This is a genomic window from Algoriphagus sp. (assembly GCF_024305035.1).
GTDB lineage: Bacteria > Bacteroidota > Bacteroidia > Cytophagales > Cyclobacteriaceae > Algoriphagus.
The window spans coordinates 1-17,159 of sequence record NZ_JAMWZB010000028.1; the positions used below are offsets into that span (position 1 = coordinate 1).

At 40.9% G+C, this 17,159-nt stretch carries 16 protein-coding genes; 8 read left to right on the top strand and 8 right to left on the bottom strand.

Features of this window, described 5'->3' with window-relative positions:
* The coding region (locus Q0L00_RS15330) for a hypothetical protein (RefSeq protein ID WP_297337763.1) at window positions 1-395 on the top strand (395 nt) is incomplete at its 5' end.
* A 30-nt stretch (window positions 396-425) separates the two neighbouring features.
* Here Q0L00_RS15330 and Q0L00_RS15335 read toward each other — a convergent pair.
* The 5 genes from Q0L00_RS15335 to Q0L00_RS15355 all read right to left on the bottom strand — a co-directional run bounded on the left by Q0L00_RS15335 (window position 426) and on the right by Q0L00_RS15355 (window position 5,329).
* Complete coding sequence (locus tag Q0L00_RS15335) at window positions 426-1,295, bottom strand: hypothetical protein (protein WP_297337764.1); 870 nt, start codon at window positions 1,293-1,295, stop codon at window positions 426-428.
* A 171-nt stretch (window positions 1,296-1,466) separates the two neighbouring features.
* Window positions 1,467-3,272, bottom strand: a complete 1,806-nt coding sequence (typA, locus tag Q0L00_RS15340; protein ID WP_297337765.1) for a translational GTPase TypA — start codon at window positions 3,270-3,272, stop codon at window positions 1,467-1,469.
* A gap of 216 nt (window positions 3,273-3,488) precedes the next feature.
* Window positions 3,489-4,187: a hypothetical protein gene (locus tag Q0L00_RS15345; RefSeq protein ID WP_297337766.1), complete on the bottom strand. Its 699-nt coding sequence runs from the start codon at window positions 4,185-4,187 to the stop codon at window positions 3,489-3,491.
* Window positions 4,184-4,870, bottom strand: a complete 687-nt coding sequence (locus Q0L00_RS15350) for a hypothetical protein (protein ID WP_297337767.1) — start codon at window positions 4,868-4,870, stop codon at window positions 4,184-4,186. Before Q0L00_RS15350 ends, Q0L00_RS15345 begins: the two co-directional genes overlap by 4 nt.
* A 114-nt stretch (window positions 4,871-4,984) precedes the next feature.
* Complete coding sequence (locus Q0L00_RS15355) at window positions 4,985-5,329, bottom strand: helix-turn-helix transcriptional regulator (protein WP_297337768.1); 345 nt, start codon at window positions 5,327-5,329, stop codon at window positions 4,985-4,987.
* 128 nt (window positions 5,330-5,457) lie between these two features.
* Here Q0L00_RS15355 and Q0L00_RS15360 point away from each other — a divergent pair, with 128 nt between their 5' ends.
* Window positions 5,458-6,372 carry a glutaminase gene (locus tag Q0L00_RS15360; RefSeq protein WP_297337769.1) on the top strand — a complete coding sequence of 305 codons (915 nt, stop codon included), beginning with the start codon at window positions 5,458-5,460 and terminating at the stop codon, window positions 6,370-6,372.
* Window positions 6,373-6,386: 14 nt separating this feature from the next.
* On the opposite strand, the gene Q0L00_RS15365 is transcribed toward Q0L00_RS15360, so the two are convergent.
* Window positions 6,387-6,839, bottom strand: a complete 453-nt coding sequence (locus Q0L00_RS15365; RefSeq protein ID WP_297337770.1) for a YciI family protein — start codon at window positions 6,837-6,839, stop codon at window positions 6,387-6,389.
* A gap of 762 nt (window positions 6,840-7,601) precedes the next feature.
* Here Q0L00_RS15365 and Q0L00_RS15370 point away from each other — a divergent pair.
* The 4 genes from Q0L00_RS15370 (at window position 7,602) to Q0L00_RS15385 (ending at window position 10,544) form a co-directional block, all read left to right on the top strand.
* On the top strand, window positions 7,602-7,961 hold the full coding sequence (locus tag Q0L00_RS15370) for a response regulator (protein WP_297337771.1): 360 nt from the start codon (window positions 7,602-7,604) through the stop codon (window positions 7,959-7,961).
* 62 nt (window positions 7,962-8,023) lie between these two features.
* A complete protein-coding gene (locus Q0L00_RS15375; RefSeq protein ID WP_297337772.1) occupies window positions 8,024-8,821 on the top strand; it encodes an ABC transporter permease in 798 nt (265 codons plus the stop codon).
* Window positions 8,821-9,573, top strand: a complete 753-nt coding sequence (locus Q0L00_RS15380) for an ATP-binding cassette domain-containing protein (protein ID WP_297337773.1) — start codon at window positions 8,821-8,823, stop codon at window positions 9,571-9,573. The genes Q0L00_RS15375 and Q0L00_RS15380 overlap by 1 nt, the downstream gene beginning before the upstream one ends.
* Complete coding sequence (locus tag Q0L00_RS15385) at window positions 9,570-10,544, top strand: MlaD family protein (RefSeq protein ID WP_297337774.1); 975 nt, start codon at window positions 9,570-9,572, stop codon at window positions 10,542-10,544. Before Q0L00_RS15380 ends, Q0L00_RS15385 begins: the two co-directional genes overlap by 4 nt.
* Window positions 10,545-10,555: 11 nt before the next feature.
* On the opposite strand, the gene Q0L00_RS15390 is transcribed toward Q0L00_RS15385, so the two are convergent.
* Window positions 10,556-11,602: an endonuclease/exonuclease/phosphatase family protein gene (locus Q0L00_RS15390; protein WP_297337775.1), complete on the bottom strand. Its 1,047-nt coding sequence runs from the start codon at window positions 11,600-11,602 to the stop codon at window positions 10,556-10,558.
* Between the two features lie 150 nt (window positions 11,603-11,752).
* Here Q0L00_RS15390 and acnA point away from each other — a divergent pair, with 150 nt between their 5' ends.
* Window positions 11,753-14,527, top strand: coding sequence for an aconitate hydratase AcnA (gene acnA / locus Q0L00_RS15395; protein WP_297337776.1), 2,775 nt, complete (start codon window positions 11,753-11,755; stop codon window positions 14,525-14,527).
* Between the two features lie 31 nt (window positions 14,528-14,558).
* Here acnA and Q0L00_RS15400 read toward each other — a convergent pair whose 3' ends face one another.
* Window positions 14,559-15,338: a hypothetical protein gene (locus Q0L00_RS15400; protein ID WP_297337777.1), complete on the bottom strand. Its 780-nt coding sequence runs from the start codon at window positions 15,336-15,338 to the stop codon at window positions 14,559-14,561.
* A 124-nt stretch (window positions 15,339-15,462) separates the two neighbouring features.
* Between Q0L00_RS15400 and pgi the strand changes: the two genes are divergently transcribed.
* Entirely contained in the window at window positions 15,463-17,106 is a 1,644-nt protein-coding gene (gene pgi / locus Q0L00_RS15405) for a glucose-6-phosphate isomerase (protein ID WP_297337778.1), read from the top strand.
* Window positions 17,107-17,159 lie beyond the last annotated feature (53 nt).

Genomic DNA, 17,159 nt, shown 5'->3' on the forward strand with positions numbered 1-17,159 from the left:
AAAATTATGTACTTATTATTTCTGAAAACTGTGTAATGTTATTTTCTGGTGACATTCCCCGGTCAAAGTATTTGAAGTATAAAGAAATTGAATTTAAAAAAGAATACTTAGGCTTAAATGCAAGAGAACAAAGCCAATTCCGTGAGGATATTTTGATTGATATGGTGGTAGTTGATGATTGGTTTTTACAATTATGGGCTATTTTTGGGGATTTCGGGGAGGATATTACCTATAAGCAGCTTCTATTAGTGTCTGATGGGGAAAGGATGAAAGAAAAAATTGTAGAACCCAATTTTCTAAATTTTGATAAGAAAGGAAACAGCTATCAATTAGTTCAATCAAAAGGAAAATCCATGTTGATTACCCATCCGATTTTGGAATTGGTAGATTGGTAAAGTGAAATATTTTAAAAAATTTTCTCTCTTTTATTTTTTAAAAAAGGGGTGATTTTCCGTCAAAAGCAAATAATTGGTGATTCCATTATCATCCCTTTCCATTAGGGTAATAGAGTCTTCTTTGTAGCTGATGACTTTCAACTGATTTGATTTTGCCCGAAGTGAGGGGATGGTGACAAAAATCGCATCTTCTGATCGGGTGATTTTTTCGATATTGAGTGCAATGCTTTCCCCTGAGTCGGTAAAAGAGGGTTTATCAAAGGTTTTTGGAGACCAGCCATTTCTTTTTAATACGACTTTTTGAAATGAGGTCAATTGCTGAGTTTTTAACAACTCCTCAATTCCATCCAGATTCAGTTTTTTGTTCGAAAAGGCCATTCCCGAATAAGAGGTCTGAGTACTGTTCCCCGGGGTGTACTCATTTCCATATTGATTTCCTCTTTGATATTGGTTTCCGATATAGACCGCATTGGCACCCATCATGGCAGCTTCGTACTTCAATTTTTCTAAGGCTCGATTGTTGACATTATTAATGCTGGAGAGGGTGGTGACACCTGTAGCTTTTGAGAAGAGATTGCCCAAATTATAAAGTCCTGTTACTTCATCGGGGTTAAACGTGAGGTAAACATCTTTGGCATCTGCTAAATTATAAACCGGTTTCAGTGGTGATTTGAAATTCTCCACTCTACCGCTTTTAAATTCTACTTTGGAAACCAAAAACTTATTGATGGAGTAAACGACCTCCTCGTCTGGATAAGTGTATTTAATATTGGATTGGCCTATTTCTTTGACCTTGACTTCTTTGGGGCCTTCGGGAAGGTAAAGAATATCGTGGTTTGATTGAGCCAATGATTGAAAGCCAATTAAAAAAACAGAGAAAATAAGAAGGATAAGACGCATGATTAGAAATTAAAGTTTCAATGAATACACGGTTAAGAACTTAAAAAAGTTTAAGTTAATCAAAGAGAAATTCATGAATCGCTGGATAATAGGCAAGAAAAAAGACCTCAGTAAGGTTCTCACTGAGGTCTTTGATCAAATTTTTAAATTACTAATAACTCCCTTTTATGATCAGGATTCTTTCTTAGCCATTCGATTTCGCTCGTTTTCATCCAAGTAAATTTTTCTCATTCGGATGGATTTTGGCGTAATCTCCAAGTATTCATCTTTTTGGATATATTCCATGGCTTCCTCTAAAGAGAATTTCTTTGCTGGAGCAATTCTGACGTTATCGTCTGAACCTGAGGCTCTCATGTTAGTCAGTTTTTTGCCTTTCTGCACATTAACAACAATATCACTGTCCCTTGAGTTTTCACCGATTACCTGTCCTGCATATAGTTCATCTCCCGGCTCGATAAAGAAGGTTCCTCGATCCTGCAATTTGTCAATCGCATAAGCGGTGCACTGTCCAGCTTCCATGGAAATTAACGAACCGTTATTTCGTTCAGGGATATTTCCCTTGAAAGGCTCGTAAGCAGAAAACCGATGGTTCATGATGGCCTCTCCTTGAGTGGCAGTTAGGACGTTGTTTCTTAAACCAATCAATCCTCTGGAAGGAATTTTGAATTCCAAATGTTGTAAATCACCTTTTGGCTCCATGACAAGCAATTCACCTTTTCGTTGAGTGGCCAGTTCGATTACTTTTCCAGCAGTTTCCTGAGGAACATCGACTACGAGCGTCTCGATCGGTTCGTGCTTCACTCCATCGATTTCTTTGAAAATCACCTGTGGCTGGCCTACTTGAAGTTCATAGCCCTCTCTTCTCATCGTCTCGATCAAAACCGACAAGTGAAGAATACCGCGACCATAAACCAAAAACTTATCCTCGGAGTCGGTTGGTTCTACGCGAAGCGCCAAGTTTTTCTCCATTTCTTTCATCAAACGATCTCTTAAGTGACGAGAAGTCACGAATTTTCCTTCCTTGCCAAAGAAAGGAGAGTTGTTGATGGTAAAGAGCATATTCATCGTAGGCTCGTCAATGGCGATTCTTGGAAGTGCTTCAGGCTTTTCCAGGTCTGCCAACGTATCTCCGATTTCAAAATCATCGATTCCGGTTACCGCACAAATATCTCCGGCGACCACTTCTGAAACTTTTGCTTTTCCAAGGCCTTCGAATACATGAAGTTCTTTAACTTTTACTTTTTTGAAAACGCCATCTGCTTTGCAAAGGGTGAGTTGGGCACCTTCTTTGATCGTTCCTCTTTTTACTCGTCCGATGGCGATACGGCCTACGAAATTGGAGTAATCCAAGGAAGTGATTTGCATCTGCAAAGTACCTTCATCAATTTTAGGTTCTGGAATATATTCCAAAATGGCATCTAAAAGCGGAAGAATGGAATCAGTTGGGTTTTTCCAATCAGGCCCCATCCAGTTGTTTTTGGCCGAACCATACAGGGTATGGAATTCCAATTGCTCTTCGGTTGCATCCAAGTTGAACATTAAATCAAAAACTGATTCGTGCACCTCATCTGGACGGCAGTTTTCTTTATCCACCTTGTTAACGACCACAATTGGGGTTAATCCCAAAGCAAGCGCCTTCCCCAATACAAATCGAGTTTGAGGCATAGGGCCTTCGAAAGCATCCACCAATAGGATTACTCCATCGGCCATTTTCAATACGCGCTCTACTTCTCCTCCAAAGTCAGCGTGACCCGGAGTATCAATGATATTGATTTTGGTGTCTTTGTAACGAACCGATACGTTCTTTGAAAGAATGGTGATTCCACGCTCTCGTTCCAAATCATTGTTGTCCAGGATCAAGTCTTCAAACTGCTGATTTTCCCGGAAGATTTTGGAAGCATGGATGATTTTGTCCACTAGCGTAGTTTTGCCGTGGTCAACGTGTGCGATAATCGCGATATTTCTGATATTCTGCATGATCTGCGTTTTTCGAGCCGCAAAGGTAGCGAAAAATAATGGGAGTTAGATTATGGTATTGTGAAGTAAAATTTGATCCAAGCAAAGGGTAAAAGTAATCAGAGGTTAGGGATTTTGACATCTAAGGTAAAAAATTGGATAAAGTGGGCAGTTCCAGTGGTCAAAAAAGAGGACCTACGCTCCAAGGTGGAAAACCTAGGAAGTGGAAAAAGACGCTTACTTTTCCGCTGATTCATAGCGTTTTTTGAGCCTTTCAGTCTCAGTGATCGATTGCTCGAGAAGTTTGGGAAGAATAAACGAGCTGATGGCGCATCCAACAAGTATTAAAATGATCAAAATTTTGAAAATGAAGAGGAAAAGAAATGACCCCTCTTCGGTGGATTTATAAACGAACTGATAGGAATAGAGGCTAGCCAAGATTCCCATATTCAAGGCTTGAAAGACTTGAGTCGAACCTATAAACGAAGCAAAATTTTTTAAGTATTGGTATTTTTTCCAATAAGTAAAGATAAAAATAGAATTGCCCCCTAAAACGAAACCTGCCAAGACTAAAACCCAAGCTTCGGGGTCTTTCAATAGAATGGAGGTTTGGTAAATAAGTAGACCCAGTAGAATAGGAAATAAGAGCCTATAGCTGGTTAGAAGGTGTTTTAACTCTTTCCAATAATTCAACCGTATTCTTTTCTCGATAGCCTTTTTGTAAGATTCTTCCAACTCACTAAATCCAAAAATTCCAAAACTGGCATGTACTTTTCGAAAGGCGTCTTCTAAATTTAAAGAAGGGTGGTCTTTGAGTAAATCCTCGATTTTACAGGCCACATGATCAAGAATCTCATATTGCACGTCAATCTCCGAATAGCCTTTTTTGGAGATCAGTTTTTTGAGCTGTTTGATTTGGTCTTTAGAGCATGTCATACCCAGGCAGTTTTAGATTTGATTTTCCAGACTTCCATCAAGGAAAGAAAATACAGAATTAAACCAGCAGTCAATAGGGTAGCTAGTGGAGCTTGGATTTGATCATAGGGTATAGGAAGTTCAAAAAGTCTGGAAAGAAAGAAATTTGCCGTATAAATCAGTAAAACCGGCAAATGCATGCGTTCTGAAATAGGCAAAGCCAGAGAGGATTGAATCGGGATGCCATTTCCCCTAAAGGCTTTTTTTATCGGCTTCAGTTTTACATAATTTTTCCAATGGAAAATAAAGGAAGTGATCGTTAGTAAAACCAAAGGAGAAAGTACTAAAAGCTGGGTTTCTCGTTCGCTTCGGGACTGAGTTGCAATTAAAAAAATTATCACCAAAACCCCTGCTAAAAACAACCACCGAGAAGTACAGAAATAGGATCGGATCACTTTCCATTGAGTTTGATAGATGTCCTTTTTCGCCTCTGTTTTAAAATTGGCTTGCAGTGCATGGCAATACCCATAGGTGAATTTTTGATCCAATTCAAAAAGCTGATTTGAAAATTCTGATAGGGAATATTCCTCTAAATGACTGATGTAATGGTCATATATTTCCATCAGAATTTCGGCTGAGGAAATTTCTTTCCGCAGGATGGATTTGCGTATTTCTTGGAGTTCTGGGTCTGTAAGTTGGCGCATAGTCTTTGGTTTCTCATGACGGGCGCATAGTTTTCGCCGTGTAATCCTTTTTCTTTGGTGTCCTAGTTATGAAATTACTTTTTATAATTGCTTTGCGTGTGTTAGGTTAAATAATTAGGCTAATCCCGGCTTCCACTCTGGATCTAGGATGCGTTGGAGGTGGCCAACGAAACGCTGAAACTCGCTCATTTTGGCGCTAACTTCCTTTTGACCGTCTTGGGTCAGGCTATAGTATTTCCGTACCCTATTGTCAACCTGCTGGATTTCGGTGGTCAACATTCCCTCTGCCTCCAACTTGTGCAGGGCAGGATAAAGCGCACCTTCGGTGATTTTGATTTCACCACCAGTCAGTTCTTTTACCCGTTGGGTTATCTCATAGCCGTACATTTTTTCATTTTCCTCAAGGAGCTTGAGGATGATGGTCTGTAAGCTTCCTTTAATCAGACTGTTGTTTGACATAGCCGTTTCAATGCATTAGCAAATCAAATATATCAAAAAACTAGATACATCAGTTTCTTATGTATGGTTAAATTAGATTCTCAGGCTTTTTTCTTTTCAAGTCCCCATAATTTTCCCAACTTACTCCGATGGATTATCAGGAAATCATTGAAGAAGTTTACCAAGAGGTAAAGCAGGAAAACCAAAGAGGCAAAGTGGCCACCTACATTCCTGAGCTAGCTAGTGTCAATCCCGATCAGTTTGGGATCGCTCTGGTAGATCTTAAGGGAAAGGTATATGGTATTGGCGATTATCAGAAGTCCTTTTCGATTCAAAGTATTAGCAAGGTGCATACGCTGACCATGGTTTTTCCAAAATTCGACCCCCAGCTTTGGTCACGAGTCAATGTGGAGCCCAGCGGTAATCCCTTCAATTCAATCGCACAGTTGGAATATGAAAAGGGAATTCCCAGAAACCCCTTCATTAATGCCGGAGCCCTAGTGATCACCGATGCCCTTTGCAGTAAATTCGAAAATCCAACTCAGCAGATTTCGGAATTTATCAATGAAATCGCAGGGAAAAATTGTGTAGCAATTAATTCTGCAGTCAAAAGTTCGGAGCAAAACCATGCCGAGCGAAATACAGCTTTAGCCTATTTTCTGAAATCCTACAAGAATTTTAACAATTCCATCGACGAAGTACTGGACGTGTACTTTTCCCACTGCGCCATGGAGATGAGTTGTGTGGATCTGGCCAAATCCTTTTCCTTTTTAGCCAATGATGGCTATTCCATTTTTGCTCAACGGGAAATTCTCTCGGAAAGTCATGCTCGGCGGATCAACGCCATCATGTTGACTTGCGGATTTTATGATGAAGCTGGAGAATTTGCCTATCGGGTTGGCCTTCCGGGAAAGAGTGGAGTAGGGGGTGGGGTCGCTGCGGTAATGCCGCATAAGTTTAGCATTGCTGTCTGGAGTCCTGAACTCAACGAAAAAGGAAACTCGGTCAAAGCTATTCGAGCTTTGGAACTATTGACCAACAAGCTTTCTTTCTCGCTCTTCTAATTTTTTGATCAGGGTCAGATGGCTTCCTTTGCGATTTTTGAATGAAGTTCAAGTAATAAAGGGAGAGCTGCAGATGCATACCATTCTTTGAGCTCCATTTTGAGAATTCCAGCCTTGACTGAAGGGTCGGACTCGGTTAGTTTCTGTGCCTCTTCAATGGACTCCACATTGAAGAAGAACAATCCTCGGAGTTCTTCATTTCCGAAGAAGGGACCCGCCAAAACCATTTTACCCTCCTTGGCCAGTTTGGTGATATTTTCTAGGTGTCCACGCTGAAATTCGGCACGCTCCTCATCGCTATATTCACTGACTCGATCCCCGCGGTATAGGAAGGCGACCACATATTTTTTCATCCCATATTCATCTGCTCCCAGTTTGGTGGCGAGCTCTTGATCAAATTTTTCTTGGGCAGGGGAGATCGTCCAAAAGGCCAAAAAGAAGAGAGCTGATAGCAAAATTTTTTTCATGGTGTTGGCGGTTTCTAGTGATGAAATAACTGATCGAAATTACGACAATTTTTGAAAGGAATTGATTTTTTGAAGAGGTAATAAATTCTGGGAAAAGTTAAATTATGGAGTTGATTCGCTCATCATTAATGAATAAAATATAAGCGAGATTAGAAGCCGTTTTTATTAGATTTTTGACAAGATAAAGATGGGGGATTCCTCTTTGCATTCCTGACAAATTAGCTTGTTTGCAATTTTCAAAAGAACGGTTGCTCCTCATGATTTAAGAACGGGGTTTGATCAGGAAGCAGAAAATGGAGGCGTATAGTTTTGCTCTTGGGATAACCATTGTTTTAAGAGGTAAAACCCTCTGATAGGTAAAGTCTATCGTTTGGAAACCCTTATTTTCCTGGCTTAAAACTTGCAGTTAATTAGTTATTCTTGATTCAATTTTCTTCGGTTCATAACGTTTTATTTCACTTTAGATTTTGTTAGTCAAATGACTGATCTATAATTTTTTAAGTATAAATTAGCGAAGACTTAATTAGATTAAGCTAAAAAAATTAGTCTAGGCTAAACTATTGAAGAAATTTACTTTTGTCCAATGGGGCTAAAATCCATTTGTTTATTTTTTACGTACTTGCCATTAATGTAAAAATGGGAGATGGCAGACCGGAATCCCGGTAGATTTGTGTGTCAAAACCAATTAGGAAATACAGTTTTGGAGCATAGGCAAGTCAAAAAATATATCTGAAAACCGTATCAATTTAATGAATTAAAAAAATGACTAAGAGACAAATTTTGATGATAGATGATGACAAAATTCAACATATTCTCTTACAAAAAAGGCTTTCTAAAGTGGACCCGAAATCCGAATTACATTGCTTTGATAATCCTATTTTTGCGGTTGATTTTTTAAAAAATAATTCAGTTGATTTGATCTTGCTGGATCTTCATTTACCGGAAATGGGTGGCTGGGAAATTATTACAGAAATGAAGAAAATTGGAACTAAGGGCAGGGTTTTTGTTTTAAGTGGTTCAGTGGATCCTGGAGATAAAAATAGAATTAAAGACGATCCATTTATCCAAGGACATTTTGAAAAACCCCTCTCACAGCAAGATCTAGAATCGATGCTGTCCTAATCAAATCAGAAAGGGGTTCCTTTAGAATATTTTAATTAATTTCGGGCATTCGAATCAACATTATGGCTGAAGAAGCAGATGACAGAAAGCCCTTGCTTTCGAAGAAAATAGATAAGTTTTTCAAAGGATTGGCAGATGCCTGGAATTTTGTCAGGCGATATTTTCAGGAAGTGTTTATGCCTCCTTTTGAATTTAAGGAACTCATTCACCAATGCTACCGCATTGGGGTGGAATCACTCCCCTTGATTTCTTTAACAGGCTTTATAGTCGGTATCGTATTCACCAATCAGTCTCGACCCTCTTTGTCCGAGTTTGGAGCGAGTTCTTGGTTGCCTTCTTTGATTTCTATTGCAGTAGTTAGAGCCATGGGACCTTTGGTGACCGCGCTAATTGCAGCGGGTAAAGTAGGCTCCAGTATTGGAGCGGAGATCGGTTCGATGAAGGTAACCGAGCAGATTGACGCTATGGAAGTTTCGGCAACAAATCCCTTTAAATTTTTGGTCGTAACTCGCGTGACAGCTACTACGATTATGATCCCGCTTTTGGTGATGTATACCGACTTTGTGGCTTTGATGGGCTCCTTCTTGAATGTAAATGCCAATGAAATGGTATCGCTGACGACCTTTTTCTTTCAGGTATTTGAGTCCATTACCTTTTTGGACATTTGGTCTTCAGTGCTCAAGTCTATTCTTTTCGGATTTACGATCGGAATTGTAGGTTGTTATAAAGGCTACAATTCGACCAAAGGAACCGAGGGAGTGGGTCGCGCTGCGAACTCTGCGGTGGTGATTTCTATGTTTTTGATATTTATTGAAGAGCTTTTGGCCCTTCAGATCGTCAACGCAATCCGGAATATGTAATGAAGGAAAAAGTAGTAGAAGCAATTGGTCTGAAAAAATCTTTTGGAGATCTTCATGTCCTTAAGGGAGTAGATTTGGATTTACATCGAGGGGAAACGGTGGTTATTCTCGGGAAATCTGGTGCAGGGAAATCGGTATTCATTAAAATTATGGTCGGATTGCTGACTCAGGATTCCGGTGTGATGCGTGTGTTGGGCCAGGACGTTGAAAAGTTGAAAACCAAAGCGCTGAATGCACTACGGTTGAAAATTGGTTTTTCATTTCAAAATTCAGCTCTTTATGACAGTATGACGGTCAAGGAAAATCTGGAGTTTCCATTGGTTAGAAATATCAAAAATTTGTCTCGAAAGGAGAAAGATCTGAAAATCGAGGAAATGCTCGATAGTGTGGGTTTGCCTCAGACCATCAACCAAATGCCATCAGAGCTTTCGGGTGGTCAGAAAAAAAGAATTGGGGTAGCCCGAACTTTAATCCTCAATCCTGAAATTATGCTCTATGATGAGCCTACCGCAGGATTGGATCCAATTACCTGTATGGACATCAATAATCTGATTAATGAGGTGCAAGAGAGATACCGTACTTCATCGATCGTTATTACCCATGACTTAACCTGTGCTAAAGTCACCGGGGATCGCATGGCGGTATTGCTGGATGGGCAGTTCCGGTCCAAAGGCTCTTTTCAGGAAGTCTTTTCTAAAGCAGAGGACGAGCAAGTAAAATCATTCTACGATTATAATTTTATCGAATCATGAGAGGTGAAAATAAACGATCCGTTATCGTTGGCATATTTGTTTTTATAGGTATTGCCATTTTGGTTACCGGGGTACTTACCCTAGGAGGACAACAGAAGAAATTTGTTCAGGCGATTCAGCTCAAGGCAGTGTTTGATGATATCGGAGGTTTACAGCCAGGGAATAATATTTGGTTTTCCGGAGTAAAAATTGGAACGGTCAAAAAGATCAATTTCTATGGAGATTCTCAGGTAGAAGTGGAGATGAATGTGGAAGAATCGGTTCAGGATTTTATCCGAAAGGATTCCAAAGCGACCATCAGTTCGGATGGATTGATAGGAAATAAGATCATTGTTATTTATGGGGGTACAACTATGGCTCCTGCAGTGGAGGATGGTGACCGACTAGAGGCCGTCATGCCCTTGGATACAGACCGAATGATGGAAACGCTTCAGGAGAACAATAAAAACTTGGTAGACATCACCAATGATTTGAAAAAACTAACCTCAAAACTAGCTGCCGGAGAAGGGATTGTTGGCGCGGTGATGACTGATCCTGTTTTGGCGGATAATTTTAAATCTATTCTTGCAAACCTGAACCAGGCCAGTATCAACAGCAATAAAATGCTCACTGATCTGAATAAATTCACTTCCACACTCAATCAGGAAGGAAACCTCTTCAATGATTTAGCTTCAGATACCACCATGGCCAGTGACCTGAGAGCGACGCTTGAAAGCTTTAAAAGCTCAGCGGCAAATACAGAGGAGCTTACCGCAAAACTCAATGAAATATCCGCAAAACTAGATGATCCCAACACTTCCATGGGAATGCTGCTTAATGATCCCGAATTTGCAGAAATTCTGAAAAGTACCCTGAATAATACCGATTCGGCCACTTATAATTTGAACCGTGGCCTGGAAGCCTTGGAATATACCTGGCCATTTAGAAAAGGATTCAAACGAAAAGCCCAAGCGGAAGAAAACGAGAATTAAATCGATCGTTTTTAATTCATGGCAAGCCCACTGGCAATTTTCTGGTGGGCTTCTTCTTTATCTTCCCCATCTGCTTTCAGCGTATCGGTGTCGTTGGTCATGGTCAACACGGCCTTGATACTAATTGGAAAATGATCTGAGCCGACTCCCCGGTGAACCTTCAAACTGGACAGGGCAAAGTGCTTGCTGAGAAAAAAATGGTCTAGAGGCCATCTAAATACAGGGACTTTAGCGTGGAAAGTATTGTACATCCCGCGTCCTCTTCTGGGATCAGCCATTTCAGAGACTTTCAGGAACAATTCGGATGTGTAGCTCCACGCTACATCGTTTAAGTCCCCAAAAACGATAGAGGGTAGGGGATTGTTTTTTGACTTTTTGCCTACGATCAAAATTTCAGCATCCCGCTCAGTACTGAGCGTATTTTCTCCAGGCACCGGAGGTGTAGGATGAATCGCATAAACGGTGATTTTTTTGCCGTTTCGAAGTAGGAGATCCAATTCCAGAGAAGGGATCTCCGGGTCTACCAAATAGTGTATTTCTTTCCTGACAATTTCCAGGTTCGTGTAAAAAAGCAAGCCATAGGTATTTTCAAGAGGGATTTTGATGTGGTAGTTGTACTTTTCTTCCAGTGGTATCATGTGCTTTTCCCATTCTTTATTGGTCTCGACCAGAAAGACCAAATCGGGAGATCTTCGTTTGACTAACTTGAGGACTTTATCGTACTTTTTATTGAATTGGTAAATGTTGGCCACTAACGCATGAATCCCACTATCGATGTCATAATTGACCTTGGAAATCATTTTTTTTCCTAAAAAAGTAAAGGGATAGACTTTTTTGACTAAAAAACTGGAAGCTAGAATTAATCCAAAACTATAGAGTAGTGTTTTATGGGAAAAAGCTGGATCCAAAATTATCCAAAAAGAAAGCAGTATGAGGTTGATAATTAGCTTTTGAAGTCTGGGATAGTCAAAGACCCGAATCCACCAATAATCCCATTTGATTAGAGGAAGAAAGGTAGCAAGAATAAAAAACGAACTGAAAATTTCTAAAATCAACATTAGATAAGGGTTTGAAAGAAGGAAGTTAAATCTTCATGGTCAATTTTCTATTCATTTTGACAAAAAATAGATATCTTAAAATCCCTAGAAATTAAAATAAACCAATTCTAAGAAGCTAATCGAATTAGATTTTTAACCAATACCAAAAGTATGAAGCTAGATCCATTTAACATCAAATCAACTTTGAACACACCCCAAGGGGATGTGACTTATTGGAGTCTTAAAAAACTGGAAGAATCAGGTAAAAAAGTAAAACACTTGCCTTTTTCAATTCGGATTTTACTCGAAAATGCCTTACGAAATTTCGATGATTTTGCCATTACTCAAGACCACCTCGATACCTTGCTTTCCTGGTCTCCCTCGCCTACAGATAAGGACATACCCTATAAACCTGCCCGAGTGTTGATGCAGGATTTTACTGGAGTACCGGCCGTGGTCGATATTGCATCTTTGCGGTCTGAGGCCAAACGTAAAGGGAAAAATCCGGCAAAAATTAATCCTTTGATCCCAGTTGATCTGGTGATTGATCATTCAGTTCAGGTAGATTTTTTTGGAACCAATTACAGTTACCTCAAGAACGTCGAAGTAGAATATGAGCGAAATCGGGAGCGCTACCAATTTTTGAAATGGGCGCAAAAATCCTTTGACAATTTCTCGGTAGTGCCTCCTGGTATGGGGATCTGTCATCAAGTGAACTTAGAGTACCTAGCTCAAGGGGTTATCCTACGGGATGGGATGGCTTTTCCCGATACACTCGTCGGTACGGATTCGCATACACCCATGGTCAATGGAATAGGAGTAGTCGGTTGGGGAGTAGGAGGTATCGAAGCAGAAGCGGCGTTGCTGGGACAGCCTATTTATTTTATTATGCCGGAGGTGGTTGGATTAAAGCTGACCGGAAAATTACCTGCTGGAACCACTGCCACAGATATGGTTTTAACAATTACTGAGCTTTTGAGAAGACATGGGGTGGTCGGGAAATTTGTGGAAGTTTTTGGCCCAGGCCTGGACCACCTTTCTGTGCCTGATCGAGCTACAATTGCGAATATGTCACCGGAATTTGGCTGTACGGTCACGTATTTCCCTATCGATGACCGTACCTTAGACTACATGTCTAAAACCAACCGAAGTGAAGAGCAGATCCAATTAGTAGCGAATTATTGTAAGTCCAATTTACTTTGGAGAGAGGATGAGGATTTGATCCAATATTCTTCGTTGGTAGAATTGGATTTAGCAACGGTGGAGGCTACTGTTTCAGGACCGAAACGGCCTCAAGATAAAATTTTGGTTAGAGATTTCAAGTCGAAGTTTGAGGAGCTTATTCATGCGGTTCATGGAAGAACTTATATTCCCATTGATCAGCGGGAAGTGAGTAGATGGTTTGCAGAAGGTGGAGGACAGGAGGGAAAAGAGAAGACCTCCAATGAGGCAGATGTAAGCTATGAAACTAAAGTTAAAAATGGGCTGAAAACCGTTACGGTGGATCTTCACCATGAAAAATTCGAACTGTATGATGGCTCTATCGTCATTGCTGCTATCACCTCCTGTACCAATACCTCCAACCCTTCGGTTATGTTAGGGGCGGGTCTGGTAGCCCGAAAGGCGCGGGAAAAAGGCCTTGATGTCAAACCCTGGGTCAAAACCTCATTGGCACCCGGCTCTAAGGTAGTGACCGATTATCTGGAAAAAGCTGGACTGATGGATGATTTAGAAGCGATGAGGTTTCACACGGTTGGCTATGGCTGCACCTCTTGCATTGGTAACTCAGGTCCTTTACCCAGACACATTGCTACTGCTGTTGAGGAAAATGATTTGGTGGTGGCTTCGGTACTTTCGGGTAATCGTAACTTTGAGGCGCGAGTCCACCCTCAAGTTAAAATGAACTACCTGATGTCTCCGATGCTCGTAGTCGTTTATGCCATTGCCGGTAGGGTGGATGTTGATTTGTACAATGAACCAGTGGGATATGATCCTAATTTGGAGCCGGTGTATATGAAAGATATTTGGCCTACCCAGGAAGAAATCGATGAGCTATCACGTCAGGTTCTTTCTCCATCGGATTATCAAAAGAGCTATGGGGAAATTTTCGAAGGAAACGAAATTTGGCAAAACCTGGAATCTGGAAAAGGCGAGATTTACCCGTGGGATGATTCATCTACTTACATCAAAGAAGCCCCCTTTTTCAAAGGAATCAGCGAGGAAGTTCCCAGTCCCAGAAATATTGAAGGGGCTCAGGTATTGCTGAAATTGGGAGATTCCATCACCACAGATCATATTTCTCCGGCCGGTTCATTCCGAGAAAACTCTCCGGCCGGTCAATACCTTATTGAGCGAGGAGTGCAGCGACCCGATTTCAATTCTTATGGCTCTCGGCGAGGAAACGATGAAGTGATGGTCAGAGGCACTTTTGCCAATGTTCGGATTAAGAATCAATTGGCTCAAAAAGAAGGTGGATTCACTACGCACATTCCTACAGGTAATGAAATGAGCATTTATGAGGCCTCTCAAAAATACCAAGAAGCCGGTGTGCCATTGATCGTTTTAGCGGGGAAAGAATATGGTTCAGGATCTTCGAGAGATTGGGCGGCAAAAGGAACAAATTTATTGGGAATCAAGGCAGTCATTGCCGAAAGTTATGAGCGGATTCACCGCAGTAATCTGGTCGGCATGGGAGTTCTACCCTTACAGTTTTTGGATGGTGAAAATGCCAGCTCCCTAGGTTTATCTGGAGCGGAGAAGTTTACGATTTCCGGGATCGAAGGAGGCTTAAAGCCGGGTCAAGAATTGGCCGTATTGGCTGTTTCCGAAAAAGGAGAAACTCAATTTAAAGTCAAATCCCGTTTGGACTCGGAAGTAGAAATCGCCTACTTCAGCCATGGAGGGATTCTCAATTATGTCTTGAGGGATTTTCTCAAAAACGAATAATATCTAAAAAAGCCCGAGTGATCGGGCTTTTTTAATGTTTTTTATAGGTAATTGGTACATAGAGCCATTTTTCAGTTGGATTCCCAAAGGAATCTAAGGCGGGTAGAAAATTTCTACTCCAACCTTTAACGGCAGCAATTGCTTTTTCTGCCAAATAGGGCTCAGCTCCCCGAGGATTGGCCCACTCTACTTTTTTAACCATCCCAATTTCATCGACCAAAATTCCGACGATGACATTTTGATTTGACTCTTTGACTTTCTTCTGGTCTATCGACAGATGATTTATAAGATATAAATTCCAGGTCTCCAACGGCTCAGTAAACCGTGGCTCAAAGTCATTTGAATTTTTCAAGCTTGGTTTTTCCTCCCCATTTCGAATGACATGATAGGTTTTATTTCCCTCGAATAGAACCTGTCCTACCTGTTTTTGGTCAAAAAAGAAAGTTTCAATGAACTTTCCATTTGCCAAATTGGCAATTCGATGAGAGAGTATATTTCCTTGTGGATCGTAGGTATCTGTCGTTTTTTCTTTAAAATCGGCAACTGGATTCAACGCTGTTTTAATCACTCTTATCAGTCGATTTTTCCGATCAAAAATCCGCTCCAGTTTAACCGAGTCTTTGGTCAGAGAAGTCATTTTAAAATAAGAGAATGAAGCACTGTCTTCTTCAGAAACCGGGTAAAAATGCGTATTCAATTTTTCAATTGTCTTATTTTGGCTCATGCCAGGGAGCGGAGGGCCCATAGCCAATCCAAAAGTCAACAGGAAAGTTAAAAGGACTTTGGGATTCTTAAATTTTAAAAAAAACATTTTTAGTATTTTTGATTCAATTGGCTAAGAAATAAGAAAGATTCAATTCTTCAAAAGCCATCGGTACTTTTCCCCTCCAAGATAAATCTTAATTTTGTGCATCATTCCTATTCATAACCTTCTTATGCACCAGATTAACCCTTCAAAAACCCAAGCTTGGTCGCAATTGATCAGTTTGGCGTCAAACTATAAAGACCTCTCCATTACTTCACTTTTTGAAGATAAAAGCAGATTTGAGCGATACAGTCTCTGGATCGAAGATCTGCTGGTGGATTTTTCTAAAAATAAAATCAACGATGAAATCCGATCAGCTTTAGTTGATCTTGCCAGAGAAACCAAGCTTCAAGATGCTATCCAATCCATGTTTGAGGGGGAGCCGATCAATAAAACGGAGGGGCGGGCAGTGTTGCACACCGCCTTGCGTAATCGTTCCAATCGCCCAGTTTATGTTGATGGAGTAGATGTCATGCCCGAAATCAAGCAAGTGCTCGATAAAATGAAGCGCTTTGCCGATAAAGTCAATCGAGGAAAATGGTTGGGTTATACCGGAAAGCCGATTAAAAGCCTGGTAAATATTGGAATAGGTGGATCGGATCTCGGACCGGTAATGGTCACTGAGGCACTCAAGCCTTATCAGTCGGCATCGTTGGACTGCTTTTTTGTCTCCAATGTGGATGGAACCCATATCGCAGAAACGCTCAAAAAAATCGATCCAGAAACTACTCTGTTTTTTATCGCATCCAAAACCTTCACTACCCAAGAAACCATGACCAACGCTCATACGGCGCGAAATTGGTTTTTGGATCATGCCCTAGAAGAAGCTGCTGTCGCTAAGCATTTTGTGGCACTTTCCACAAATTTGAATGGGGTTCAGGCATTCGGGATTGATCCCGAAAATATGTTTGAATTTTGGGATTGGGTTGGAGGGAGATACTCTCTTTGGTCTGCGATTGGTCTTCCGATTGCCTGTGCGATTGGATTTGAGAATTTTGAGCAGCTGCTTTCCGGAGCTTTTGCCATGGATGAGCACTTCCGAAAAAGCGATTTTGACCAGAATATTCCGGTGCTATTGGCTTTGATCGGAATTTGGAATACTAATTTTCTGGGAGCGGCTTCCGAGGCAATTCTTCCATACGATCAATATTTACATCGATTTGCGGCGTATTTTCAGCAGGGGAATATGGAAAGCAACGGGAAGTATGTCAGTCGAAATGGTGAGCGAGTGAATTACAGCACCGGACCAATTATCTGGGGAGAACCAGGAACCAACGGTCAGCATGCTTTTTATCAATTAATTCATCAGGGCACCCAAATCATCCCCTGCGACTTCATTGCTCCCGCAGTTTCTCATAATCCTATTGGAGATCACCACCAAAAGTTATTATCCAATTTCTTTGCGCAAACCGAAGCCTTGATGAAAGGGAAGACGATTCAAGAGGTCAGAACGGAGATGAATCAAGCAGGTAAATCGCTTGAGACCATCGATCAAGTGGCTCCGCATCGGGTATTTGAAGGGAATCGACCTACGAACTCGATTTTGGTTCGCAAAATTACCCCCTATACCTTAGGAATGTTGGTAGCGATGTACGAGCATAAGATTTTTGTTCAAGGGGTGATCTGGAATATTTTTAGTTTTGATCAATGGGGAGTGGAATTGGGAAAAGTTCTGGCCAATGGGATTTTGCCGGAACTGGAAAACGATGATCCGGTAACTGCCCATGATGCTTCGACCAATGGTTTGATTAATGCTTACAAGAAAATGCGCTAAAAATAGCCCTCTTTTTCATAAAAAAAAGCCGCCATTTCAGTAAATATGGCGGC